This is a genomic window from Leeuwenhoekiella blandensis MED217 (assembly GCF_000152985.1).
In the GTDB taxonomy this organism is placed as follows: Bacteria; Bacteroidota; Bacteroidia; order Flavobacteriales; family Flavobacteriaceae; genus Leeuwenhoekiella; species Leeuwenhoekiella blandensis.
The window spans coordinates 3,745,154-3,771,354 of sequence record NZ_CH672395.1; the positions used below are offsets into that span (position 1 = coordinate 3,745,154).

General features: G+C 39.6%; 19 protein-coding genes. 2 read left to right on the plus strand and 17 right to left on the minus strand.

What is annotated here, in order from left to right; translation table 11 throughout:
• Nucleotides 1–11: 11 nt before the first annotated feature.
• From ruvA to MED217_RS16180, 14 genes are all read right to left on the minus strand, one after another.
• Nucleotides 12–593, minus strand: coding sequence for a Holliday junction branch migration protein RuvA (gene ruvA, locus MED217_RS16115; protein WP_009781616.1), 582 nt, complete (start codon nt 591–593; stop codon nt 12–14).
• 73 nt (nt 594–666) lie between these two features.
• Nucleotides 667–2,973 (minus strand): NADP-dependent malic enzyme, encoded by a 2,307-nt coding sequence (locus tag MED217_RS16120; RefSeq protein WP_009781617.1) that lies wholly within the window; start codon nt 2,971–2,973, stop codon nt 667–669.
• A 108-nt stretch (nt 2,974–3,081) separates the two neighbouring features.
• The gene (locus tag MED217_RS16125) at nt 3,082–4,560 is read right to left on the minus strand and encodes an MFS transporter (RefSeq protein ID WP_009781618.1); all 1,479 of its coding nucleotides are present in this window, start codon (nt 4,558–4,560) and stop codon (nt 3,082–3,084) included.
• A 94-nt stretch (nt 4,561–4,654) separates the two neighbouring features.
• The gene (queG, locus tag MED217_RS16130) at nt 4,655–5,623 is read right to left on the minus strand and encodes a tRNA epoxyqueuosine(34) reductase QueG (protein ID WP_394330431.1); all 969 of its coding nucleotides are present in this window, start codon (nt 5,621–5,623) and stop codon (nt 4,655–4,657) included.
• The gene (locus MED217_RS16135) at nt 5,583–6,917 is read right to left on the minus strand and encodes a cytochrome P450 (protein WP_009781620.1); all 1,335 of its coding nucleotides are present in this window, start codon (nt 6,915–6,917) and stop codon (nt 5,583–5,585) included. The genes queG and MED217_RS16135 overlap by 41 nt, the downstream gene beginning before the upstream one ends.
• 9 nt (nt 6,918–6,926) lie before the next feature.
• Nucleotides 6,927–7,949 carry a Holliday junction branch migration DNA helicase RuvB gene (gene ruvB, locus MED217_RS16140; protein WP_009781621.1) on the minus strand — a complete coding sequence of 341 codons (1,023 nt, stop codon included), beginning with the start codon at nt 7,947–7,949 and terminating at the stop codon, nt 6,927–6,929.
• Between the two features lie 101 nt (nt 7,950–8,050).
• Entirely contained in the window at nt 8,051–9,877 is a 1,827-nt protein-coding gene (locus tag MED217_RS16145) for a cytochrome c oxidase subunit I (RefSeq protein ID WP_009781622.1), read from the minus strand.
• 25 nt (nt 9,878–9,902) lie between these two features.
• Nucleotides 9,903–10,973 (minus strand): cytochrome c oxidase subunit II, encoded by a 1,071-nt coding sequence (locus MED217_RS16150; RefSeq protein ID WP_009781623.1) that lies wholly within the window; start codon nt 10,971–10,973, stop codon nt 9,903–9,905.
• A gap of 26 nt (nt 10,974–10,999) precedes the next feature.
• The gene (locus MED217_RS16155; protein WP_040532977.1) at nt 11,000–12,358 is read right to left on the minus strand and encodes a hypothetical protein; all 1,359 of its coding nucleotides are present in this window, start codon (nt 12,356–12,358) and stop codon (nt 11,000–11,002) included.
• A 23-nt stretch (nt 12,359–12,381) separates the two neighbouring features.
• The gene (locus tag MED217_RS16160; protein ID WP_009781625.1) at nt 12,382–13,041 is read right to left on the minus strand and encodes a c-type cytochrome; all 660 of its coding nucleotides are present in this window, start codon (nt 13,039–13,041) and stop codon (nt 12,382–12,384) included.
• A gap of 3 nt (nt 13,042–13,044) precedes the next feature.
• Nucleotides 13,045–13,584, minus strand: coding sequence for a DUF3341 domain-containing protein (locus MED217_RS16165; protein ID WP_009781626.1), 540 nt, complete (start codon nt 13,582–13,584; stop codon nt 13,045–13,047).
• A gap of 2 nt (nt 13,585–13,586) precedes the next feature.
• Nucleotides 13,587–15,377 carry an NrfD/PsrC family molybdoenzyme membrane anchor subunit gene (gene nrfD / locus MED217_RS16170; RefSeq protein WP_009781627.1) on the minus strand — a complete coding sequence of 597 codons (1,791 nt, stop codon included), beginning with the start codon at nt 15,375–15,377 and terminating at the stop codon, nt 13,587–13,589.
• Between the two features lie 31 nt (nt 15,378–15,408).
• Complete coding sequence (locus MED217_RS16175; RefSeq protein ID WP_009781628.1) at nt 15,409–18,492, minus strand: TAT-variant-translocated molybdopterin oxidoreductase; 3,084 nt, start codon at nt 18,490–18,492, stop codon at nt 15,409–15,411.
• Nucleotides 18,493–18,549: 57 nt separating this feature from the next.
• Nucleotides 18,550–19,893, minus strand: a complete 1,344-nt coding sequence (locus tag MED217_RS16180; RefSeq protein ID WP_009781629.1) for a c-type cytochrome — start codon at nt 19,891–19,893, stop codon at nt 18,550–18,552.
• A 219-nt stretch (nt 19,894–20,112) separates the two neighbouring features.
• Between MED217_RS16180 and MED217_RS16185 the strand changes: the two genes are divergently transcribed.
• Entirely contained in the window at nt 20,113–20,499 is a 387-nt protein-coding gene (locus tag MED217_RS16185) for an SPOR domain-containing protein (protein WP_009781630.1), read from the plus strand.
• Nucleotides 20,500–20,576: 77 nt separating this feature from the next.
• Here MED217_RS16185 and infB read toward each other — a convergent pair whose 3' ends face one another.
• The 3 genes from infB to rimP are packed head-to-tail and all read right to left on the minus strand — an operon-like array spanning nt 20,577 to nt 25,124.
• Nucleotides 20,577–23,366 carry a translation initiation factor IF-2 gene (infB, locus tag MED217_RS16190; protein ID WP_009781631.1) on the minus strand — a complete coding sequence of 930 codons (2,790 nt, stop codon included), beginning with the start codon at nt 23,364–23,366 and terminating at the stop codon, nt 20,577–20,579.
• A gap of 54 nt (nt 23,367–23,420) precedes the next feature.
• Nucleotides 23,421–24,650, minus strand: coding sequence for a transcription termination factor NusA (gene nusA, locus MED217_RS16195; protein WP_009781632.1), 1,230 nt, complete (start codon nt 24,648–24,650; stop codon nt 23,421–23,423).
• A gap of 9 nt (nt 24,651–24,659) precedes the next feature.
• On the minus strand, nt 24,660–25,124 hold the full coding sequence (gene rimP / locus MED217_RS16200) for a ribosome assembly cofactor RimP (RefSeq protein WP_009781633.1): 465 nt from the start codon (nt 25,122–25,124) through the stop codon (nt 24,660–24,662).
• A gap of 169 nt (nt 25,125–25,293) precedes the next feature.
• Here rimP and MED217_RS16205 point away from each other — a divergent pair, with 169 nt between their 5' ends.
• Complete coding sequence (locus MED217_RS16205) at nt 25,294–26,130, plus strand: universal stress protein (RefSeq protein ID WP_009781634.1); 837 nt, start codon at nt 25,294–25,296, stop codon at nt 26,128–26,130.
• The last annotated feature ends 71 nt before the right edge of the window (nt 26,131–26,201 follow it).

Below are 26,201 nucleotides of genomic sequence, written 5' to 3' on the forward strand. Positions count from 1 at the left end.
CCCAATGTCTATTACAATTTTTTTAGTGCCAATTTAATGATCGTCTCGACCGAAGCTTGCGGTTCATCACGCACAATAGTTGTACATACTTTTTCTGCCTGCTTCCGCGCAAAGCCCAAAGTCTCTAATGCAGATAACGCTTCTTCCTTATTGGTATTGTCTGCAATTGGTGAAACTTCATTAATATCATAAACTTTAAGAATTTTATCTTTTAAGTCTAAAATTACGCGCTGTGCAGTTTTGGCTCCAATGCCTTTTACTCCTTGAATGGTTTTAACATCGCCGGTAGCAATGGCCTGCTTAACCTGACTAGGTTCAAGAGAAGAAAGCATCGTACGCGCAATACTTGTCCCAACCCCACTTACAGATATTAGAAGTTTAAAAATCTCTCGTTCTGACTTATGAGCAAAACCGTAAAGCGTATGCGCATCTTCTTTAATATGCAAATAGGTATACAACATAATACTTTCGCCCTCGGGCAAAAGTGAAAATGTATGTAATGAAATATTCACAAAGTAACCCACACCATGACATTCAATGACAACATCTGTGTGATTTTTCTCAATTAACTTCCCTCTTAAAAACGTAATCATGTACTAATAAAACGTTAAGGCCTCAAATGTACTAAAATTAATCAGCACACCTAAGGCCTATTTATTTAAGGCGTTATGCTTTGTTTTCGCCTAAAAGCTCTTCCTGTAACTTCTTTCCTTTTTGCTGTGCATCGATCACCGCAACGGCAGACATATTTACGATCTCATCAACACTAGCTCCTAATTGCAAAACGTGAACAGGTTTATTCATCCCCATCATTATAGGACCAATATTGTCTGCATTATTCAACTCCTTTACCATTTTATACATAATATTGGCCGAATCGATATTTGAGAATACAAAGGTGTTGACTTTTTTTCCTGCGAGTTTCGAGAATGGAAATTTACTCTTCAGCATATCTGCGTTAAGTGCAAAATCTGCCTGAACTTCACCATCTACAGCAAGATCAGGATAATACTTATGCAAGTAGGAAACGGCTTCGCGTACTTTATCTGCTTGCGGGTTTTTTGAAGAACCGAAGTTAGAATACGAGATCATCGCAATTACCGGTTCCATACCAAAAAGGCGGACTGTTCGCGCTGTCATCAATGCGATTTTTGCCAATTCTTTTGCTGTAGGTTCAATATTGATCGAAGTATCTGCTAAGAATAAAGGTCCGCGACTGGTATTCATCAAGTTGGCTGCAGCTACTTTCTGAACGTTAGGCGCCGAACCGATAACCTCAAGAACAGGTTTTACCGCTGAAGGATAACTACTGCTATATCCTGTGATCATCGCATCAACATCGCCTTGCTTCACCATCATTGACGCATAATAATTGCGCTGTCTCAACAAACGCTGTGCGTCATAAAGCGTTACGCCCTTACGCTTACGCTCCTGCCAGTAAATCTGAGCATACTCGTTAAGTTTCGGTTTTTCTTCGGGTGTTTTAGGGTCTATTATTTGTACATCAGCATCAAAATCTAGCTCTTCCATAAGTTCAATTATGGTCTCACGATTTCCTAACAATACCGGCACACCTATACCTTCATCGTGAATGATTTGCGCTGCTTTTAAAACGTCAAGCTGATCTGCTTCAGCATAAACAATACGCTTCGGCTCCGTTTTCGCACGGTTGAGTATAAGGCGCACAATTTTATTGTCTGAGCCCATACGCTCGTGCAACTCATCTTCATACTTCACCCAATCGGTGATCGGCTCTCGTGCTACACCGCTATCCATCGCTGCTTTTGCAACCGCTGGCGGCACTTTTGCAATCAATCTGGGGTCAAAAGGTTTAGGAATAATATACTCGCTACCAAAGTTCAATCGCGTTTCGCCATAGGCAATATTCACTTGCTCCGGCACCGATTCTTTAGCCAGTTCTGCTAAGGCTTTAACCGCAGCCATTTTCATTTCCTCATTAATTTTTGTTGCACGCACATCTAGCGCACCTCTAAAAATAAAAGGGAAACCGAGCACATTGTTTACCTGATTAGGATGGTCAGATCTTCCTGTTGCCATAATGATATCATCACGCGTATCCATCGCAAGGTTATAATCGATCTCCGGATTTGGATTTGCCATTGCAAAGACGATGGCATTAGGCGCCATTGATTTTAACATCTCGGGAGATACAATATCTGCAATCGACAAACCGATAAACACATCGGCATCAACCATCGCTTCATCTAGCGTATCAATTTTACGATCTGATGCAAACTCGGCTTTTTCTGCAGAAAGATTCTCACGATCACTACGTATTACTCCTTTACTGTCGAGCATTACAATATTTTCGGCCTTTGCACCAAACGCCTTATAAAGTCGCGTACAGGAAACCGCAGCAGCACCCGCACCACTTACTACGATACGAATGTCTTCCATCTTTCTATCTGTCAACTCCACAGCATTGAGCAACGCAGCCGCAGAAATGATCGCTGTCCCGTGCTGATCATCGTGCATCACAGGAATATCGAGTTCTTCTTTCAAACGTCGTTCGATCTCAAAAGCTTCAGGAGCTTTAATATCTTCGAGGTTGATTCCACCAAAAGTTGGCGCAATATTCTTTACTGTTTCGATAAAAGCATCTACATCTTTGGTATCTACTTCAATATCAAAAACGTCTATTCCTGCAAAAATTTTAAACAGAAGTCCTTTACCTTCCATCACCGGCTTTGAAGCTTCGGGACCAATATCACCAAGTCCAAGAACCGCTGTTCCGTTAGAAATTACGGCAACTAAATTCCCTTTAGCTGTGTATTTATAAGCATTTTCTTTATCCTTTTCAATCTCCAGACAAGGCTCTGCAACTCCCGGTGAATACGCCAAGGAAAGGTCGCGTTGAGACGAATATTTCTTGGTAGGTACAACCGCGATCTTACCCGGTTTTGGTTTTGCATGATAAACTAAAGCCTCACGGCGCTTACTTTCTTTGCTCATAATTCTATTGTTTGCTAGTAGTACAAAAGTAAGCCTATTATTGAATCACCCTAAGAAATCTGAAGGTTTCCTTTTATCAATTTTTAATACTGAATTACCTCCTAACGGTTAAGACATATTAATTTCATCTGAAGAATAACTCTTTTTTAAACGCAAGGCCAATACTGCCGCGATAATAAAAAACACGCCACCAAAAAGAATTGCATTTACCGCATTATCGTCGAGTAGATTTTTGATAATAGGTCCAAATGTTACCGTTTGTATCAACATAGGAATCACGATCATCATATTTACAATTCCCATATAGACGCCGCGTTTTTGCTCTGGAATAACTTTAGAAACCATCGCATACGGAATCCCCATCATCGCCGCCCAGCCAATACCGAACAATACCATAGGAATAAGCAGCGCATATTCATTTTTTATGAAAGGCATGCTTAACAATGCAATTCCTGTAAAAACCAAACTCAATACATAAACATTGCGGGAACCGTATTTCTTAGCAAAAGGAACCAATGCCAGAGCAACGATCATCGTTACAAAATTGTAGGTCCCGTTCATCAAACCTGTTTGTGCTAAAGCCTGTTCAGAAATCATTTGAAAATTTTGAGCAAATGCAGTGTCTCCCGTCCCAACGGTTCCGCCAGATTTACATGCCTCCATAATCGCTTCAAAGCGTTGATTATCTTCATTGGTCAACCCGTAAATACTATTGCGCAACATAGGCGTGATAAACTGCCAATACACAAATAACGCATACCATTGAAAGAAATAAACCGCTGCTAATTTTTTAAGCATCTTAGGCATATTACCGATTGCAACTATAATTTCTGCAAATGGCTCTTGAATTCGCTGAAGAAAGGTGGATTCCTGTTTTTCCTTTTTTAGAATTGCCAAAGCCTCGTCTGACGGAGGAATTTCAGGAGTTTTCCAAACCGACCAAGAAATAGTTACTACCGAAGCAATTGCCCCAAGGAAAAACGAATAATACACCCACGTTGGAATATTAGAAACGGTCTCGGTTGCTGTAGAACATAACGCGGCACTCTGCTCTGCCGAAGTCCCGAACCAGTCTTGAAAGAGGAAAAGAGAAAAGTTAGCAATCGTAATCCCGGCTCCTACAAACAAGCTTTGCATTTGATAGCCAAACGTCAATTGATCATCATTGAGTTTATCTCCTACAAACGCACGGTAGGGCTCCATGGCTGTATTGTTTGCTACATCAAGTATCCATAACAAACCAACTGCGAACCACAACTCTGGACTATACGGAAATGCAAAAAGGCATAAACTTCCTAAAATTGCACCTATGAGAAAAAACGGTTTTCTACGGCCGCCCCATTTTGGCAACCATGTTTTATCTGAAATCGCACCAATTATGGGCTGAATTAAAAGTCCGGTTACCGGCCCGGCAAGATTAAGAATTGGCAAATCGGCGTGGTCTGCGCCTAAAAAAGAAAAAATAGGATTGATCGCTGTTTGCTGCAGCCCAAAACTGAATTGAATACCGAAGAATCCAACATTCATATTCCATATTTGCCAAAAAGAAAGATTTGGCTTTTTCAGCATACTCAGCACCTTATTCATAATATTTTAAATTTCAAACGTTTTCGGTTAGCAATTAATAATATTATGACATAAAAAGCAAAAATATCTCAGTTTTTAAAATATAAAAGTAGAATCAGTCAGCGTCTGCAGCATTCTCTAGAAAATCGATATTTCGTTTTAATCCGCTAAATTTTGTGCGCTTTACAGGAGATTTTTTGAAGATTTCAGAAAAAACTTCCTGCGTGAGCTCTTTCCACTCTTGTTTAGAGTATTCCAGTAGCTTCGGTTTTGGGTTGAATAAAGGTTCGTTATGTGGTTTTGAGAAGCGATTCCACGGGCATACATCCTGGCATACATCACAACCAAACATCCAATCATCCATTTTATCTTGAGCATAATCAGGAATCTCATTTTTCAATTCGATCGTAAAATAACTGATGCATTTGCTACCGTCTACCACATAAGGATCAACGATTGCCTGTGTAGGACACGCATCGATACACGCCGTACACGAACCGCAATGATCGGTAACCGGAGTGTCGTATTCCAGCTCAAGATCGATGATCAATTCAGCAATAAAATAAAAAGAACCTACTTGCTTGGTGAGTAAATTACTATTCTTCCCTATCCATCCCAGACCGCTTTTTGCCGCCCAAGCTTTATCTAAAACAGGAGCCGAATCTACAAAAGCTCTTCCATCTACCTCGCCAATATGTTCCCTGATCGCTTCGAGAAATCCCTTCAGTTTATCTTTAATTACAAAATGATAATCGGTACCGTATGCATACTTCGAAATCTTATAGGAATCGTCTCGCTGTCTTTCTTCAGGATAATAATTCAGCAGTAACGAAACCACGCTTTTTGCTCCGGGAACCAGCAAGGTTGGATCTAAGCGTTTATCAAAATGGTTTTCCATATAATGCATTTCACCATTTCGATTTTTATTGAGCCAATCTTCAAGTCGCGGCGCTTCTTGCTCGAGAAAACCTGCTTTTGAAATACCACAACTCATAAAGCCCAGTTCTTTGGCTTTGTCCTTTATCCACGAAGTATATTTGGCTTTAGTATTCAAAATCTCTTGGTGTAAAGGTGAGCAAGACATCTTTAGGTTTAAGCGTGATCAGCGGATTGATCGCAATAGGAGCGGTTTCTTTTTTGATCTTAAACTTTTTAACCAAATGACTCACCGTTAGAATCATCTCATACATCGCAAAATTATTGCCAATACACATTCGCGGCCCTGCCCCAAAAGGATAGTAATACGGAGAATATTTTAAGCTGTCATCAGCAAAACGGTCAGGATTAAATTCTTCAGGTCGCTCCCAAAAATCGGTATGTCTGTGAATTTCAAAAATGGAAAATAGAATATTGGTTCCCGCTTCAATCTCAAAATCGTCAAATTGATCTTTTTCAATGCTAATGCGATCGATAAAATACGCCGGCGGATATAGACGCATAGCCTCGTTGACCACCTGATTGGTATACTTGAGCGTTTTGATTTTTTCTAAAAGATCTACTTCGTTATCGGCTGCTAAGCTTTCGGCATAAAGTTTATCCTGAACTTCAGGATTTCGAGCCAACAAGGCTGCGGTAAAAGTTAATGCATTCGAAGTCGTTTCATGCCCCGCGATAAAGAGGATTAGAATTTCATCAATAAGTTGTTCGCGACTCATTGGCGTGTCGTCCTCATAACGCGCGTCTAGCAACATATCGAGTAAATCATCGTGTCGAATACCGCTAGCGATGCGATCATCTATAAGTTTACTTAGAATTTGCCGTGCTTCAAGCGATTGCTTTAAGGCACTTTTTAGAGCGCCAGAAACATGAAACCACCAGTTTAAGTAAGGCTGTCGCAACTCTTTGACCATCATACGCTGATTGCTCTCTGTAATATGCTGTAGTCTGTTGATCGCCTTTTGATCAATCACATTACTGAATAAGGCCTGAACGACCGTATTAAAAGCCAGATCATTGAAAATAGGAAAAATATCAAAGGCTTTACCGGTTTCAATTTTAACGAGTTCCTTTTGAATGACTTCGTCTACTTTCTGAAGTAATCCGTGTAGTGTTTTCTTTTGAAATGCCGGTTGAATGAGTTTGCGCTGTTTTGCCCAGTGCTTGCCATTTGCTGTTAAAAGACCTTGACCAACATATTTGGCCAGATCACGAGTTTGAATGGGAGACTTTTGATACTTTTTTTGATTTTTCTGAAGTGCGTGTTGTGCAAAATGTGCGTCTCTAGAAAAGAGAACGCTTCGGGTAAAACCTATTTTCAACTGAAACGTATTGCCTTTAGATTCAAAATTTCGGTGATGAAAGGGCAACGGGTTTTTTAAGATCGACAACGCCGATCTCAAAAATTGAAAAATGGAAACTTTTGGAAAAGCCTTCCCCATATCACAAGTTTAAAACAATCCACCTTGAATAGGTCCTTTCACTCGGTTCAAATGCGTATACGCCGCTTCGGTCACTTCACGCCCTCTTGGTGTTCTCACAATAAAGCCTTGCTGTATCAAAAAGGGCTCATACACTTCTTCAATGGTTTCGGCACTTTCAGAAACAGCCGTCGCGAGTGTGGTGATTCCAACAGGTCCGCCTTTAAATTTATCTATGATGGTTGCAAGAATTTTATTGTCCATTTCATCCAATCCGTGTGCGTCTACATTAAGCGCTTTAAGGCTAAAACGTGCGATCTCGATATCAATCGTTCCGTTTCCTTTGATCTGTGCAAAATCACGCACCCTACGCAACAATGCGTTAGCAATACGCGGTGTTCCCCTACTTCTACCGGCAATTTCTATCGCGGCTTCCATATGAATAGGAACATTGAGTATTTCGGCACTGCGTTGAACGATTGTAGTCAAAAGTTCGGTATTATAATACTGTAGTCTTGAAGAGATTCCAAAACGTGCACGCATAGGCGCGGTAAGCAATCCTGAACGCGTAGTCGCACCTATAAGCGTAAACGGATTAAGCGTGATTTGAACCGTACGTGCGTTTGGTCCACTCTCGATCATAATATCGATCTTGAAGTCTTCCATCGCAGAATACAAATATTCTTCAACAATTGGACTTAGTCGATGTATCTCATCAATAAACAACACATCGCGCTCTTCAAGATTAGTAAGCAATCCCGCAAGATCTCCCGGCTTATCCAAAACGGGACCAGAGGTCACTTTGATATTAACCCCAAGTTCATTGGCAAGAATATTTGCCAAAGTCGTTTTACCCAAACCCGGAGGACCGTGAAACAAAGTATGATCTAAAGCCTCTCCTCGACCATTAGCTGCTTGAACGAAAATTTCAAGATTCTCAATGACCTGTTCTTGACCGGTAAAATCATCAAAACTGAGCGGCCTTAAAGCACGCTCGATATCATATTCCTCGTGAGAAAAACCTTCTCCGCTTGGATCTAAATGTTCATTCATAACGTAAAGATACTAAATAGGCATTCATCGTTTACTTTAATACTGATGAATAAAAAAAGCCCGCGAACTGCGGGCTTTTACTTTTATATTTTCGAATCGACCTAGTGATTCATTTCTTCTTCATTAGGCTGAAGTGGAACATTCTGAGGAATATAATCTTGACCAGGAATTACATAATCTGTTTCATCCTCATTCAGTTTACTATAGTCATAAGACCAACGGTATACAGATGGAATCTCACCTTCCCAGTTTCCGTGAATGTGCTTCAATTCAGTAGTCCATTCTAAGGTATTTGATTTCCAAGGGTTCTTAGGACCTTTCTTTCCATAGAATATTGAAGAAAAGAAGTTGTATAAGAATACCAGTTGAACAGAAGCAGTAACGATCGCAGCAATGGTAATCATCACGTTTACGTCTGCCAAATCATCAAAGTATGGGAATGCTGTGTTTGAGTAATAACGTCTTGGAAGACCCGCCATACCAATAAAATGCATTGGGAAGAAAACAGCATAAGATCCAATCGCAGTCACCCAGAAATGAACATAACCTAGATTCTTATTAAGCATACGCCCTTCAAACATTTTAGGGAACCAGTGATATACTCCGGCAAAAAGACCGTACAGTGCAGATATACCCATCACTAAGTGGAAATGCGCTACTACAAAGTAAGTATCGTGAACGTTAATATCTAAGGTAGAGTCTCCTAAAATAATACCTGTTAAACCACCGGTAATAAATGTTGAAACTAAACCAATAGAAAACAGCATTGCAGGGTTCATCTGCAGATTACCTTTCCATAATGTGGTTATATAGTTAAAAGCCTTTACCGCAGATGGAATTGCAATTAACAAAGTTGTAAAGGTAAATACAGATCCAAGGAATGGATTCATACCCGATACGAACATATGGTGACCCCATACAATCGTAGAAAGGAATGCAATAGCTAATATAGAAGCAATCATCGCACGATAACCAAAAATCGGTTTACGTGAATTTGTTGCAATAACTTCTGAAGAAATACCTAATGCAGGTAGTAATACAATATAAACTTCAGGGTGACCTAAGAACCAGAATAAATGTTCAAACAAAACCGGCGAACCACCTGAGTTGTGTAGTACCTCACCTCCAATATATATGTCAGATAGGAAGAATGAAGTTCCAAAGCTTCTATCCATTATCAAGAGCAATGCAGCAGACAATAATACAGGGAAAGAAACAACCCCAATAATCGCAGTTACGAAGAATGCCCAGATGGTAAGTGGAAGTCTTGTCATAGACATTCCTTTGGTTCTCATATTGATTACAGTAACAATATAGTTAAGTGAACCTAATAAAGAGGATGCAATGAAAATTGCCATAGAAACTAACCATAAAGTCATACCGGTACCAGCAGCTGAAATCGATTCTGGTAGTGCACTCAATGGAGGATAGATCGTCCATCCAGCAGCGGCAGGACCTGCTTCAACAAAAAGTGATGAACACATGATAACAGCAGACAAGAAGAACAACCAGTAAGAAACCATATTCAAAAATCCTGAAGCCATATCACGAGCTCCAATTTGAAGTGGAATCAAAAGGTTACTAAAGGTACCACTCAAACCAGCTGTAAGTACAAAGAATACCATGATGGTACCGTGAATGGTAACCAAGGAAAGGTAAATACTTGGATCCATAACTCCTTCAGGAGCCCATTTACCAAGGAAAATTTCAAATACAGTAAAGCTTTCTTCTGGCCACGCTAATTGGATTCTAAAAAGTATTGACATTGCAATACCTATAACTCCCATTAACAAACCAGTAATCAAGTACTGCTTTGAGATCATCTTGTGATCTGTACTAAAAATATATTTACTTATAAATGTCTGATGATGATCGTGATGTGCGTGATCATCGTGAGCATGTTCAAAAGCTGTTGCGTTTGTTGACATATCTAGTTTCTTTTAAAAATCAATTTTACTGCTGAGCTACGCTCGCCTCAAAAGTCTGTTGTGTTTCTAACCAAGCTTCATAATCTTCTTGAGACTCCACCACTATTTTCATTTGCATGTTGTAGTGACTTGACCCACAAATTTTGTTACAAAGCAGGTAATAATCAAACTCATCATATGCATCCAATGCTGGCTCTCCTGCAGCTACCAATTCTTTATTTTTCTCCTTACGTATCTCTTGAATTGTACGCATTTTATCTTGCATATAATCCGTTTGACGAATCTCTTCAGTAGTTACTGTAGGCGTAAAAGAAAATTGAGTGATCATACCTGGCACCACGTTCATTTGCGCTCTAAAGTGCGGCATATACGCCGAGTGCAATACGTCCTGAGATCTCAATTTAAAAATCACCTGACGTCCTACCGGAAGATGTAACTCTTGCGTTACAACATCATCTTGACCATCTGCATCACTTGGATCGATACCTAATTGGTTAACACCCTCAATAAAACGTACGTTCGCATCACCTAAGATATTGTCTTCACCGGCGTAGCGTGCTTTCCAGTTGAAACGTTGCGCATAAAGCTCTACAACTAATGCATCCTCATCTTCCTCGAAATTCATAATGTCAGACCACGTAAACAAACCGTAAATAATTAGACCTGCTAAAACAATCACAGGAATAATGGTCCATATGAATTCTAATTTATCGTTATCAGCATAGAACAAAGCTCTTTTTCCTTTCTCTCCTTTGTATTTGTAGGCAAAAAAGTGAAGCAAAAACTGTGTAATGATTTGCACAACCATAATAAGTGCGATAGAGATAAACATCAAATTATCGTACTTACCACCGTGAGCAGAAGAAGCTTCTGGCAGATAGAATTTAGAATAATGCCAGAAACAATAGAACATTAAGAAGTAAAGGAACACCATAAACATAACCATCAATTTGGCATTGATACGGTTATCCTTTCCATTTGCAACGTCTGAAGTTCCTTCTTCAGAACTTCCCTTAGACAGCGCATATATTTTACTCATTTGCCATATTGCTACAGCAAAAAGAATGATTACAATAAGTACTAAAAAGACGGTCATTTTTGTGTTTTTTCTGTTCGTTGATATTAATAGTGAAAATGCTCGCTTTCTACTAAGAATGGATTATTCTTAGGTCTCAACGATACTTTAGCTAATCCTAAGCCTACCATTAAAATAAACAGGCCTAAGAAGAATAGTAACGCAGCGAATTCTGTGATTCCGAAAGACCAATGTGGTCCAACCGTAGATGGCATAACTAATAGGAAAATATCTATATAGTGTCCTACTAAAATGAAAACACCAGCGATCACAACAAACCAAGAAACGCGTTTGAAATCACTATTCATCAATATTACAATTGGGAATACAAAGTTGATGATAATCATTCCGAAGAAAATAGGATTATACTCTTGTATTCTCAAAATAAAATAAGTCACCTCTTCTGGAATGTTTGCATACCAGATCAACATAAATTGACCAAACCATAAGTACGTCCAGAATACACTGAAACCAAACATAAACTTAGCCAAGTCATGTAAGTGACTATCATTTACAAATTCTAATTTACCTATCGCTTTAAGTGAAACCGTTACTATTGCTATAACAGTTACTGCTGAAACGATCATACTAGCAAAGATGTACCAAGCAAAAAGGGTACTATACCAGTGTGGAGTCATCGACATAAACCAGTCCCAAGCCATTGTAGACTCGGTAACAATAAAGAATGCTAAGAAGTATACCGAATATTTGAATAAGTTCTTATATGGCTTATCTCCTTCGGCGGTATCCATTGCCAGAGAATTTTTTCTAGCAAAATGTCTGTATAAGTTCCACCCTATGATATAGATGATACCTCTGATCAACCAAAAAGGAAAGTTCAAATACACTGATTTTTCTTGAAGAATAGTATCCTCTGCTACTAACTCGTGATTTTGCCAAGGAAAAAAATGTTCTCCTGCAAAGATCACGATCAATAAAACGATCACAGATCCCGGAAGGAGATAGTTTGTAATCCCTTCCATCACTCTAAATAATACCGGAGACCATCCTGCTTGAGCTGCATTTTGAATTGCATAAAAAACAAGCGTTCCTAAAGCGATCATCATAAAGAAAAAGGCTGCTACGAAAACAGCAGACCAAGGTTTTGTCTGCATCTGATGCAATACGTGCTCCATATGCTCTCCTTCACCGTGCGCTTCGTGGCCCATATCCTTATCGTGTGCCATTGCCTTTTCAGAATACCCATGTTCCTGACGCGCCTCGTCAACAAAATTTGCTTCTTCGTGACTAGCTTCTTCACCATGATGCTCTTCATGAGAGGCAAGTACTTCACTTGCTTCTTCAACCGTAGCGGGTACAGATAAAAATCCATAAACCACACCTACAAGTCCAAGAACCATACTAATTATGGCAAAAAGTCTTAATTTACTTGATAACGTGTACATAATTTTGAAATATCCTGCCTTTATTATTCTTCAGTTTGCGCTTCAGTTTCCTCTTCGGTTGCAGTTGCTTCAGCACTTGCAACATCTTCAGAAGTAGCTTCCTCTTCAAATGCTCTTTTAGGCTTTCCGTCAAGGGCATCTTTTAGATCGATCACATAATGGTTAATTAACCAAAGCTCACGCTCTGTTGTTTGAGATGCATAAGATCCCATAGTGTTAAGACCATAATAGGTTACGTGATATACACTTCCTTCAGTAATCGCACGTCCCTGATCATTATAAGCAGGAACCCCTAATATTTTTTCGCGTTTAGCTAATGTACCTTTACCATCACCTTTGTCACCGTGACAAATAGCGCAATAAATAGTGTACAACGCTTTCCCTTCATTTAAGTTATCTTCTGTGTATGGCACCGGGTTAGTCAAACTAGCTTTGGCCGCCTCATAACCTTCTGTGCTGTTCTCATAACCGTAAGGCATCCAACCACGCGAAACAGTTCCCTCTGCAGGCTGCATAGCTTCCATTCCGTTAGGGAAAACCTCATAATTACCATAGGTTTCATAACCTACATCTTCATACATGTTAGGCATGTATTGGTAATTGGGATGATCTTTATCCTGACAAGAGGCCATAAAAACCAACATCATTATCAATGAGCCTAATATTTGAATATTATTTTTCATTTGTTAAGCGTGTTCTTCGTTATGAATTAGACTTATCTCTGTAGCTCCTGTATCATAAAGAAACTTAGAAAGTTCATCAAGATCGTGGTTTGCAGCATCAACTTCGATCAAAAAGTGATCATCTGTTGTACGCACATCAGGATTCTCAGCTTTTTTGAAAGGCCATATTTTACTTCTCATATAAAAAGTAATTACCATAAGGTGAGCCGCAAAGAATACTGTTAATTCAAACATAATTGGCACAAACGCCGGCATATTCTGCAAATAAGAGAAGCTTGGCTTACCACCAATGTTTCTTGGCCAATCTTCAATCATTATAAAATTCATCATAAGAGTAGCCACACTGAGTCCTATAAGTCCGTAGATAAAAGAACAAATAGCGATACGAGTGTATGGTAATCCCATAGCCTTATCCAAGCCGTGAACCGGAAATGGCGTATATACCTCAATAATTCGATAATGTTTAGAACGCAGCTCTTTTACTGCCTTCATAAGAATATCATCATCATTGTAAAGCACGTGTAAAACGTTTCCTGATGCCATAATTATTGTTTAAGATTTTGTGCCTGACCTGCCCAATCATCACGCTCTGCTCTACCAGGAAACGCATCGATAATTTCGTCTAAAAGGTCATATTCTGTTTTTGTCATTTTACTCACCTGATCGTAGGTATAAATCCCTAACTGATGTAGCTTTTGCTCTAGCACCGGACCAACACCACTAATCTTTTTCAAGTCATCAGCAGTTTGCGTCGCAGGATCATACTTTCCTATTTTAGCAAGCATTAAGTCGATTTCTGCTTTCTTAGTTTCGGTATCTACCAAAGCGTCAGCATTAACTGTTGATTGGTGATAGGTAGCATCTGCATTTGAAGCTGAAGCTAAACTTTCAGGTCTTGCTGCATAGTTAGAAGTACGCTCATCTGTTGCCGTACCCGCTAGATCTTCACCAGATTCTCTAATACGCTTGTATCGTTCTCCTGAAGATTTAAGAATACTCTTCACCTCTGCTTGTGCAATTACCGGGAAGGTACGTGCATACAATAAGAACAGTACAAAGAAGAATCCTATTGTCCCTACAAAAACTCCGATATCAACAAAGGTAGGTGAGAACATCGTCCAAGTAGAAGCCAGACGGTCTTTACTCAAACAGATCACAATAATGTCAAAACGCTCAAACCACATACCAATGTTAATCACAAGAGCAACTATAAATGTCCAAAGAATATTTCTTCTCCATTTCTTCACCCAAAGTGTAAGTGGCACGATAAGGTTACAAATAATCAGTGCCCAAAATGCCCACCAGTATGGTCCGGTAGCAGCACCAAACGACAAGTATGTATAGTTTTCGTAAGGTACACCTGAGTACCATCCGATAAAGTATTCTGTTAAATAAGCTACTGTTACAATACCACCAGTAAGCAAGATTACCTTATTCATAAATTCAATATGAACAATGGTAATGTAGTTTTCAAGATTCACAACCTTACGCATTACTAACAGAAGCGTTTGTACCATAGCAAATCCAGAGAAAATCGCTCCTGCTACGAAATAAGGAGGGAAGATGGTACTATGCCATCCCGGTACAACCGAAGTAGCAAAGTCAAAAGATACGATTGTGTGTACCGAAAGTACCAAAGGAGTCGCAAGACCTGCAAGAACAAGAGAAACCTCTTCAAAACGCTGCCAGTCTTTTGCACGACCACTCCAACCAAAACTCAAGATACCGTATATCTTTTGCTGAAAAGGACTCTTAGTACGGTCACGAATCATCGCAAAATCAGGTAGCAGTCCAGTCCACCAGAATACTAATGAAACTGATAAATATGTTGAAATCGCGAATACATCCCAAAGAAGTGGTGAGTTAAAGTTAACCCATAAAGACCCAAACTGGTTTGGAATTGGCACAACCCAATAGGCTAACCAAGGACGACCCATGTGAATGATAGGGAACAAACCTGCCTGCACAACAGCGAAGATCGTCATCGCCTCTGCAGAACGGTTAATCGCCATACGCCATTTTTGACGGAATAATAATAATACAGCAGAAATAAGTGTACCGGCGTGACCAATACCTACCCACCATACAAAGTTTGTAATATCCCAAGCCCAACCAATGGTTTTGTTAAGACCCCAAACTCCAATACCTGTAGACACTGTATATACAATACAGCCAAGACCCCACAAGAACGCAATAAGCGCGATAGAAAAACAAATCCACCAAGACTTATTGGCTTTACCAAGAATAGGAGCACCTACATCTACACTGATGTCGTGATAAGATTTCTCTCCAAGAATCAAAGGCTCTCTTATGGGTGCTTCGTAATGTGACGACATATTAATATATTGATATTTATTTTATACTAAATTAAGCTTCTGCAGTATTCTTAACTTTTACCTGATAGAATACATTAGGCTTCACACCAATATCTTCAAGTAAATAATACTTACGTTTATCATTTTTCAATTCTACGATCTCAGAATCTGGCATATTCACATCACCAAACTTGATAGCGCCGTTATCACAAGCATTACTACAAGCGGTTGCAAACTCACCATCCTCTACTGCTCTACCTTCACGTTTCGCATCAAGAATTGTTTTTTGTGTCATCTGAATACAGAAAGAACATTTCTCCATAACCCCGCGAGAACGTACTGTAACGTCAGGATTAAGCACCATACGACCAAGATCATTGTTCATGTTGTAATCAAACTCATCGTTTTCTGCATATAGGAACCAGTTGAAACGACGCACTTTGTATGGACAGTTGTTAGCACAGTAACGTGTACCTACACAACGGTTATAAGTCATCTGGTTTTGACCTTGTCTACCGTGACCAATCGCAGCTACAGGACATACAGTCTCACAAGGAGCGTGATTACAGTGCTGACACATCACAGGCTGGAATGCAACTTCAGGATTGTCATAAGACTGCTTTTCTACCACTGAGTAACTGTCAAAAGCAGGAAGCTCCTCAAGAGTTTTAGTTTCCTCTTCAAATGTATCTACAGAAGAATAGTAACGGTCAATACGCAACCAATGCATATCTCTGAAGTTTCTAACTTCTTGCTTACCTACTACAGGAACATTGTTCTCAGAGTGACAGGCGATAACACACGCACCACAACCGGTACACGCATTAAGGTCGATAGAAAGGTTAAAATGCGGCCCCATGGTATCGTCAAAAGATTCCCAGATATCTGCATTCTTATCTCTTACGGAAATTTCAGAGTGGTTATAATCAACCTCTCCTACGGGGTTCCAAGCGTGAACGTCTTTAGTATTAAAAATCTCTAAAGTGGTCTCCCGTATAATATCATCCGCACGCCCAGCCATCGTGTTCTGCATTTGAACACAAGCAAATTCGTGCACACCACCTACTTTTTCAATCTGAACAGATTGTGTGGCGCTAAAATCTTTATATAATGGGTAAGCATTAACACCTACCTGCATTTCTTCTTGAACAGCAGCTTTTTTACCATAACCTAAAGCTAAACCTACTGATCCCGGAGCTTGACCTGGTTGCACATAAACAGGAACATTCTCGATAGTTTTTCCATCAAGAGTGATGTTTACATAATTACCGTTTAAAGCTCCTTTAGAAGTAATTTCATTTTCAATCCCTAACTTGTCTGCATCTACTTTAGACATAGTCAGGTAGTTATCCCAAGAAGTTCTTGTGATCGGATCTGGAAACTCCTGCAACCAAGGATTGTTAGCCTGCTCTCCATTTCCTATACCAGTACTTGAATACAAAGTCAACTCATAACCAGATGTTGAAGCTTCTTCTTGAGCTAGAGCAGCAACAGCGCTCAAAAGCGTGATCGCACCGTTTGAAGTAGCACTTGACATTTCAGCAGTTTCTTCAGCTGCAGGAATAGAACCGGCAACAAAACCATCGTGCAATGCCTGATTCCAGCTTGTTGAAGCGTTACTCCAATTATTTTTTAGATACTCATAATACGTAACCTCTTGATCTGTCCAGGCTAATAGCGAATCCTGAAATTGTCTTGTATTGAATAAAGGACGAATTGTAGGCTGCGTTAAGCAAATCTGCCCTTTCTTGATTTCAACATCACCCCAAGATTCAAGATAGTGAGGAGCTGGAGCCAAATAATTACAAAGAAGTCCGGTCTCATCTTCTTTCATATTGAAAGAAACCTTAACATCAACATTCTCTAATCCGGCAACAAACTCTTCAGCATTAGGCAAACTATAAGCAGGATTCACACCCGCAACAAGTAGCGCACCTACCGCACCAGAACTCATATCAGCAACCAATTGCTGAACTTCTTCAGCATTACCTTGACGTGTCATCTTAGGCGCCTGAACATCAATTATTGTACTACCTAAAGTTTCATTAATTGACAAAGCCACCATTTGCGCGTTTGCATCCTGAACACCAGTCACAAACACACCTTTACTTCCAGCTTTACGCAGTTGAGCTGCAGCACTCTTTACCGCTTCATCTAACTCTGCAGGTAATCCTGTATTAGCACTTCCTCCAGAAACAATTGATTGAATAGCCGCAACCACTTTTTTCTGTTGAGACGGAGTCATCGGCACACGCTTATCAGCATTTGCACCAGATAAAGTCATATTCGCCTCAAACTGTACGTGACGTGACATTTTTCCATTTTTAGGAACACGGCTCTTAGCATAGGTTGGACCGAAACCACCACCTTGCCAATCACCTAAAATATCAGCACCTACTGAAATTATAACTTCAGCTTCAGAGAAATCATAATCAGCCAATGCACGCTCACCATATTTGCTTTCAAAAGCATCCAAAGCCGCCTGCTCTCCTATCGCATCGTAAGTAACATGCTTTACATTAGGATACGCTGCACTAAACTCTGAAATCAACTTTGAAGTTGAAGGAGAGGCAAAAGTTTGCGTTAATAACACAATACTTTTTCCTCCTAAATTTTTTAATTTATCACCTAACTGACTATCTAACTCTGACCAAGAAGCATCTGCTCCATCAATCTTAGGACCTTGCAACCGCTTAGTATCATACATAGACAACACAGAAGCATGAACCCTTGCATTATTACCTCCTAAAGAAGCAGCCAGTTTGTTATTTTCAATTTTAATAGGTCTTCCTTCGCGCGTTTTAACCAAAACACTAGCAAAGTCAAAACCATCTGCCATGGTTGTAGCGTAGTAGTCTGCCTTTCCTGCGGTAATGCGCTCTGGAGCCACTACGTAAGGAATGGACTTGTTTACAGGCCCTTCACAAGCCGCAAGTGTTGCAGCCGCAGTAGAAAAACCTACATACTTTAAGAAATCACGACGCGTAGTTGACGAAGCATCTAACGAATCTTTGTCCCCAAGAAACTCATCCATAGGAATTTCTTGCGCAAATTCATTCTGTTTAAGCGCCTCAACAATAGAGCTATTCTCATTTAGCTCCTCAACACTTTTCCAGTATTTCTTGTTTGATGACATAAAATCTATTGTTATTTATTTTGAAACGCGAGTTAGACTACACGCAATCTTAACTTATTAATAATGGCATTTACCACACTCAAGACCTCCCATTTGTGCCGCAGTCAACTGCTCTACACCATACTTCTTAGAAAGCTCTTCGTGAATTTTTTCGTAATACGGATTTCCATCCATCTTCACATTAGTCTCACGGTGACAGTTAATACACCAACCCATAGTTAATGGTGCATTTTGATACATAATCTCCATCTCCTCCACAGGACCGTGACAAGTTTGACACTGCACCCCGGCAACACTTACGTGCTGTGAGTGATTAAAGTAAGCAAAATCTGGTAGATTATGAATACGCACCCATTCTACAGCCTGAGTCTCCCCGGTATATGATTGAGTCGCAGGATCCCATCCAGTAGCTTTATATAACTTCTGAATTTCTTTATCGTAAAATTCTTTTGAATAATCCTCAGTAACTGAACTGAATTCTGAAGTCGCATCAGCAACTTCACTAATACTTTTGTGACAGTTCATACACACATTCAAAGAAGGAATTCCTGAAGTTTTACTCGTACGTGCTGAAGAGTGACAATATTTACATTCGATCTGGTTATCACCTGCGTGAATTCTATGCGAATAATGAATTGGTTGAATTGGTTGATAGCCTTGATCAACACCCACCTGCATCATCCAACCGTAAGCGAAGTAAGCACCACCTAAAAGCAATACAATCACAGAAACAAGAACCAAGAATTGATTTTCAACAAAAGCCTTCCAAATTGGCTTGCGCGATTCTTTAACAGGCAACGCGACACCTTGTGCAACTGCAAATTTTCTAAGTGTATTATTCACAAGAAGCAATACCGCAACAAGCATCACAAGCACTACAGCCAAAATAGCTAAGATCACAGTGCTCGAAACACCACCTCCACTCTGACCGGCGCCACCACCAGCATTTGCCGGCGCTACAGGCTCTGGCTTTGGAGTTTCGGTATACGCTAAAATATCATCAATATCCGCATTACTTAGTTGCGGAAAAAGATTCATTGCAGTTTGGTTATACTCCTCATAAATCGCAATTGCTTCAGGATCCCCTGAATCAATTAGCGCACGGTTATTTTTAATCCACTGATACAACCACTCTCTGTCACGACGCTCAGTTACATTATACAATGCAGGCCCAGTCGCACGATTATACAACTTGTGACAAGCAGCACAGTTTGCATTAAATAATGCCTTACCGGCAGCAGCATCACCACCCTGAACAGCAGGAGTAGTTTCTGATTGCGCAGCACCTTCTGCAGCCGCATCAGCATCCTGAGCAAATACAATTGAAGAAAATGAAAGCAATAATGCTAAAGTGATTATAGAAAATCGAGAAGCTGAATTAAGGTAGTTACCCTGTTTCATAGTATGATAGAATTGTCATAATAATGCGGCACCAAATCTAGCTATTTAAGCATTAACCACCTAAACAAAATGCCGACAAATTTGATGGCAAAAGTAAGACTTAGAAGTGGATTTTTGAAGTGTTACTAAAGCGTTAAAAGGTAATTTATACCTGTTCTAAATAATAATTCCCGTGCATTTTGAGTTATTACAATTACTTTTGCTTAAACAATTTTTCTTATGAAAAGAACCCTTTTATCGTCTATATTTTTCTGCACTTTTGCCGGAATATTTTCCAATGTCGCTTTAGCACAATCTGCCCAAGCTCAAGTAGTTCAGGACAGTAGAATACCTGAATTATTAAAGTTAAAATCTCAGATGACCGTAAACGACGAATTAGCAGATCGTTATAAAATTCAGCTTTTTTATGGTCAGATTACTGAAGCTAATAAAGTTCAGGATGAGTACAAGAGCAAGTATAAACAATGGGAACCCAAAATTGTATATGAAAGCCCTAACTATAAAGTATGGGTAGGAAACTTTAGAAATCGCCTGGAAGCCGATCGCGCATTGCTAAAAATAAAAGAGAATTTCCCCAGTGCTTTTGTAATGAAGCCCGAACGTTAAAAATACCAGTATCACTAAATAAAGAAAGCCCTTGATTCAAAATCAAGGGCTTTCTTTTTATATGCTGTTAAAATATGTTATTTCAACTTTTTCTTAACCGCTACTTCCTGGTAAGCTTCAATAACATCTCCTTCTTTGATATCATTATAGTTTTTGATCTGCATACCGCAATCATAACCTTTACTTACCTCTTTCACATCATCTTTGAAACGTTTCAGCGAAGCAAGCTCTCCAGTGTAAACCACAACTCCGTCACGGATTAAACGAATTCCAGAGTTACGATAAATCTTTCCAGAAGTCACCATACAACCTGCGATGGTTCCTATTTTAGAAATCTTAAACGTTTCTCTAATTTCAGCATTACCAGTTACTTCTTCTTTCATCACAGGAGAAAGCATACCTTCCATCGCATCTTTAAGATCATTGATCGCATCATAGATGATCGAATATGTTCTAATGTCGATTTCTTCCTTATCAGCAACTTGACGCGCATTTCCTGCAGGACGCACATTAAAGCCGATAATGATCGCATCTGAAGCCGAAGCAAGCAACACATCACTTTCAGTAATTGCACCAACTCCTTTATGGATGATATTTACAACAATCTCTTCCGTAGATAGTTTTCCGAAACTATCTGTTAATGCCTCAACAGATCCATCAACATCACCTTTAAGAATAATGTTAAGCTCTTTAAAGTCTCCAAGCGCAATACGTCTTCCAATCTCATCAAGCGTAATGTGTTTCTGCGTTCTTACAGATTGTTCACGCTGAAGCTGCGTACGCTTATTGGCGATATCTTTAGCCTCACGCTCATCTTCCATCACATTAAACTTATCCCCAGCCTGTGGCGCACCATCAAGACCTAAGATCGAAACCGGAGTTGAAGGTCCTGCTTCTTTAATTTCTTTACCACGCTCATCCTGCATCGCTTTAACCTTACCACTATTGGTTCCTGCAAGTACATAATCTCCAATTTTGAGTGTACCTCCTTCAACCAACACTGTAGAAACGTAACCACGACCTTTATCAAGGAACGCTTCAACAACGGTACCGTTTGCACGTTTATCAGGATTCGCTTTAAGCTCAAGTATTTCTGCCTCAAGAAGTACTTTTTCAAGCAATTCTTCTACACCTATACCTGTTTTTGCTGAAATATCATGAGACTGAATCTTACCACCCCAATCTTCAACAAGCAAGTTCATGTTTGCCAGCTGCTCTTTAATTTTATCTGGATTAGCCGTAGGCTTATCTACTTTGTTTATTGCAAAAACGATAGGAACTCCTGCCGCTTGTGCGTGAGAGATCGCTTCTTTTGTTTGTGGCATCACATCATCATCTGCCGCGATTACAATAATAGCAATATCAGTAACCTGAGCACCACGCGCACGCATCGCCGTAAAGGCTTCGTGACCCGGAGTATCCAAGAAGGCAATTTTTTGACCATCTTTCAAAGTAACTCCGTAAGCACCAATGTGCTGCGTAATACCACCACTCTCTCCAGCAATTACATTTTCTTCACGAATGTAATCCAGAAGCGAAGTCTTACCGTGGTCAACGTGACCCATTACAGTTACGATTGGAGCTCTTGGCTTAAGATCTTCTTCAGCATCTTGCTCTACAGCAACCGATTCTTCGATATCTGCATTCACAAAATCAACTTCATAACCAAACTCATCAGCTACAATAGATAAGGTTTCCGCATCCAGACGCTGGTTCATCGTTACCATCATACCCAACGACATACACGCTGAAATAATCTGTGTAACTGAAACATCCATCATCGTAGCCACCTCACTTACCGTAACAAACTCAGTTACTTTTAAAACCTTGTTTTCTGCTTCTTGCTGCGCTTGTTCGCTTTCAGACTTTTGACGGTGCTGATCACGCTTATCCCTACGATACTTAGCTCCTTTTCCTTTGTTAGATTTACCCTGAAGCTTCTCAAGAGTTTCTCTAACCTGCTTTTGCACTTCTTCTTCTGAAGGCTCTTCTTTTACAACAGGTGCATTTCTACGGTTTCCGCCGCGTTGATTGCGCCCTCTGTTATTGTTATTTCCGCTATTAGGATTTGCACCAGGTTTGCTTATACGCTTACGCTTGCGCTTCTTATCATCCTTATTAGCTGCCGGTTTTTTCTTCTTTTCAGGCTTTTTAAACTGAGAAAGGTCAATTTTTTGACCTGTAAAGTTTGGACCGTCTAATTTCTTATAATCTGTCTTTAAGACATCATCACCAAGTTTTGGCTCTTCAGTCTTAGCTTCAGCTTTCTTCGCTTCTGCAGGTTTAGGCTTTGGCGCCTCTTTTTTAGCTTCAGGTTTTGCTGCCGCCTCAACTTTAGGTTTTTCTTCAGCCTTAGGCGCTTCCTTTTTCTCGGTTTGCTCAGGCTTCGCTTCTGCCTTTGGCGTTTCTTCTTTTTCCTCCTCTACAGCTGGCGTTTCTTTTTGTTCAGGAGCAGGCGCTTCTTCTTTAGCTTTTTCAGGTTCTGCCGCAGGTTTCGGTTTTCCTGATTTATCCAAATCAATCTTACCTACCTGCTTAGGTCCTTGAAGATTAGTCTTAGCACGAATAACCTCTTTATCTGATTCTTGCTGTTCTTGACGCTTTTCTTCAATCTCTTCTTCACGCGCTTGTCTAATAGCTTCCTTCTCCTTCTGCTTTTCCTGCGCTACTTCTTTGGAAGCTACTTTCTTGCTGGCGTCTGTCTGAAATTGATCAGATAATACCTCGTAGATTTCGGCAGAGATTTTTGTAGTAGGGCGCGCCTCGATCTCGTGTCCTTTTTCCTTTAGGAAATCAACAGCACGATCAAGTGAAATATTAAGTTCACGCAATACCTTATTTAACCTCATGTTTTTTACTTCTGCCATAAAATGCTTTAATTCGCTATAAAATTAACCTAAAAAACCTGTACAGTCCTAAATTTATTCAAACTCTTCACGAAGAATTCTCATTACGTCTGCAATGGTTTCTTCTTCAAGGTCTGTTCTTCTAACCAGGTCTTCTACGTCTTGTTCTAAAATACTTTTTGCGGTGTCTAAACCAATTTTTGAAAATTCGGCAATAATCCAATCTTCAATTTCATCAGAGAATTCGGTAAGCTCAACGTCTTCTTCTACTCCTTCTCTGTACACATCTATCTCGTAACCAGTAAGCTGACCAGCAAGTCTAATATTATGACCTCCTCGACCAATTGCTTTGGAAACTTCTTCTGGTTTCAACATCACCTCTGCCGTCTTGTTCTCATCATCTATTTTAATAGAAGTGATTTTTGCCGGACTTAACGCTCTAGTGATGTAAAGTTGCAAGTTGTTTGTGAAATTAATCACATCTATATTTTCATTACCCAACTCACGAACAATGCCATGAATACGAGATCCTTTCATACCCACACAAGCTCCTACCGGATCAATACGATCATCGTAAGAATCTACAGCAACTTTTGCTTTCTCCCCAGGAATGCGCACCACTTTTTTAACAGTGATCAATCCATCAAATACTTCAGGGATTTCAGATTCAAACAATTTCTCTAAGAAGAGCGGTGATGTACGAGACATAATAATTGCAGGCTTATTTCCTTTCAATTCTACACTCTCGATAATTCCTCTTACGTTCTCCCCTTTTCTAAAGAAGTCTGAAGGAATCTGCTTGTCTTTAGGCATGATGATCTCATTACCTTCATCATCAAGCAAGATAATCGCACGATGTCTTATATGATGTACTTCCGCATTATAAAGCTCTCCTTCAAGATCTTTAAACTGCTTATAAATATTAGTATTATCGTGCTCGTGAATTTTACTGATCAAGTTTTGACGTAAAGCTAAAATAGATCTACGCCCTAAGTCAATAAGTTTTACTTCTTCAGAAACATCTTCACCTACTTCAAAGTCAGGCTCAATTCTACGGGCTTCAGTTAAGCTTATCTCAGAATTCTCATCCTCTACCTCACCATCTGCCACTACAACACGGTTACGCCAAATCTCTAAATCTCCTTTATCTGGATTAATAATAATATCAAAATTATCATCACTCCCAAAACGTTTTTTTAACGTACTTCTAAAAACTTCTTCGAGTATTGCCATAAGCATTACTCTATCTATGAGCTTATCATCTTTAAACTCAGAAAATGATTCGATTAACGCAATATTTTCCATGCTGTGTACTTAAAATTTTATCTTAACTTTTGCTTGCTTGATAGCATCATAAGCTATCACCTCTTCCTTCTCAACGGTCATCTTACCTTTACCCACTTCTTTAGGTACGCGTTCTTTCCAGAACAAAACAATACCCTCATCGTGTACTTGTATAAGATTCCCTTTGATTTTTGCACCATCCTGAAGAATCACCTCCAGATCGCGACCTTCATTCTTTTTATATTGCCTTTTATTCACTAAAGGCTCTGTAGCCCCGGCAGACATCACCTCTAAAGAGAAATCCTCTTCCTCTCTATCTAGATTATGCTCCACCTTACGGCTCACATTTATACAATCTTGAACACTCACACCCTCGTCACCGTCGATAATCACGACGATCTCATTATTTCCTTTGATCTTTAGATCTATTAAATAAAGGGATGGATATTCTTTAAAAGCCTCATCAAGTAAGGCAGCAACTTTTTCCTTCAACATGTTCCTATAAAAAGAGGGGACTCAATGTGCCCCCTCGATTAATTTTCTTAATTCAACGATGCAAATATAATAATATTTATCAACATATAAAATAGAACACGCTCGCTATTAATTGCTTAACTTTAATACAGCCCATTGAAATCTATATAACTTTTAAAGTCAGTAAATTATGATCTCAAAATTATTACTACCGACAGATTTTTCTGAACAGGCGCACCACGCATTTGAAGTTGCTTGCCAGCTTGCAAAACAGTACAAGGCACAATTACACCTAATTCATTTAGTTGAAATCCCTTACTCGCTGATTAACACCGCAGACGGAAATCCGAGCTCAGAACTTCCGGAGGCATTTTTCTTTATGAAACTAGCACAACAAAACTTTAAAAAGCTAAAGTCGGAGCCGTTTGCTGAAGATGTTGATCTTGTTGAACATGTAAGTTTCAGCAATATTCACAGCGGAATTCTTGAATATGTCGAAAAACACGATATCGACGCTATCGTTATGGGTTCTCACGGTTCAACCGGTTTTGAAGAATTATTTATTGGCTCCAATACCGAAAAAGTAGTACGCCAATCAAAAGTCCCGGTTTTTGTCATCAAAAAGCAACACATCCATTTTAAAATCGACACTATCGTTTTTGCAACAGATCTTGAAAAAGACAATATAGAGCCCTTAAAACAAGCGCTCTTATTTGCAAAAACACAAAACGCAACACTCAAACTGGTATACATCAATACGCCAGATCGCTTTGAGGCTACAGACGATATCATGCTTCTGTTTGATAAGTTCGCAAAAGACTTAGAGTATGACACGTTGAATTTTGAAATATACAACGACCTGAAAGTAGAACGCGGAATTATGAATTACGCCAAAAGTCAACATGCCGATTTAATCGCGTTGGGCACGCACGGAAGAAAAGGGCTTGCTCATTTTCTTACCGGCTCCTTAAGCGAAGGTTTGGTCAATCACGCCAAACGTCCTGTTCTCACGTTTAAAATAAGCTAAAGGTTAATAATTTTCTAAATAACACTTCTTTAATGTTTTGACCCAACGCTAAAAAGTAATTTCAGAAAAAA

Excerpts from the sequence above, each read along its gene's own strand:
- ruvA (WP_009781616.1), bottom strand. The coding sequence starts at position 593 with ATGATTACGTTTTTAAGAGGGAAGTTAATTGAGAAAAATCACACAGAT.
- MED217_RS16120 (WP_009781617.1), bottom strand. The coding sequence starts at position 2,973 with ATGAGCAAAGAAAGTAAGCGCCGTGAGGCTTTAGTTTATCATGCAAAA.
- MED217_RS16125 (WP_009781618.1), bottom strand. The coding sequence starts at position 4,560 with ATGAATAAGGTGCTGAGTATGCTGAAAAAGCCAAATCTTTCTTTTTGG.
- queG (WP_394330431.1), bottom strand. The coding sequence starts at position 5,623 with ATGTCTTGCTCACCTTTACACCAAGAGATTTTGAATACTAAAGCCAAA.
- MED217_RS16135 (WP_009781620.1), bottom strand. The coding sequence starts at position 6,917 with ATGGGGAAGGCTTTTCCAAAAGTTTCCATTTTTCAATTTTTGAGATCG.
- ruvB (WP_009781621.1), bottom strand. The coding sequence starts at position 7,949 with ATGAATGAACATTTAGATCCAAGCGGAGAAGGTTTTTCTCACGAGGAA.
- MED217_RS16145 (WP_009781622.1), bottom strand. The coding sequence starts at position 9,877 with ATGTCAACAAACGCAACAGCTTTTGAACATGCTCACGATGATCACGCA.
- MED217_RS16150 (WP_009781623.1), bottom strand. The coding sequence starts at position 10,973 with ATGACCGTCTTTTTAGTACTTATTGTAATCATTCTTTTTGCTGTAGCA.
- MED217_RS16155 (WP_040532977.1), bottom strand. The coding sequence starts at position 12,358 with ATGTACACGTTATCAAGTAAATTAAGACTTTTTGCCATAATTAGTATG.
- MED217_RS16160 (WP_009781625.1), bottom strand. The coding sequence starts at position 13,041 with ATGAAAAATAATATTCAAATATTAGGCTCATTGATAATGATGTTGGTT.
- MED217_RS16165 (WP_009781626.1), bottom strand. The coding sequence starts at position 13,584 with ATGGCATCAGGAAACGTTTTACACGTGCTTTACAATGATGATGATATT.
- nrfD (WP_009781627.1), bottom strand. The coding sequence starts at position 15,377 with ATGTCGTCACATTACGAAGCACCCATAAGAGAGCCTTTGATTCTTGGA.
- MED217_RS16175 (WP_009781628.1), bottom strand. The coding sequence starts at position 18,492 with ATGTCATCAAACAAGAAATACTGGAAAAGTGTTGAGGAGCTAAATGAG.
- MED217_RS16180 (WP_009781629.1), bottom strand. The coding sequence starts at position 19,893 with ATGAAACAGGGTAACTACCTTAATTCAGCTTCTCGATTTTCTATAATC.
- MED217_RS16185 (WP_009781630.1), top strand. The coding sequence starts at position 20,113 with ATGAAAAGAACCCTTTTATCGTCTATATTTTTCTGCACTTTTGCCGGA.
- infB (WP_009781631.1), bottom strand. The coding sequence starts at position 23,366 with ATGGCAGAAGTAAAAAACATGAGGTTAAATAAGGTATTGCGTGAACTT.
- nusA (WP_009781632.1), bottom strand. The coding sequence starts at position 24,650 with ATGGAAAATATTGCGTTAATCGAATCATTTTCTGAGTTTAAAGATGAT.
- rimP (WP_009781633.1), bottom strand. The coding sequence starts at position 25,124 with ATGTTGAAGGAAAAAGTTGCTGCCTTACTTGATGAGGCTTTTAAAGAA.
- MED217_RS16205 (WP_009781634.1), top strand. The coding sequence starts at position 25,294 with ATGATCTCAAAATTATTACTACCGACAGATTTTTCTGAACAGGCGCAC.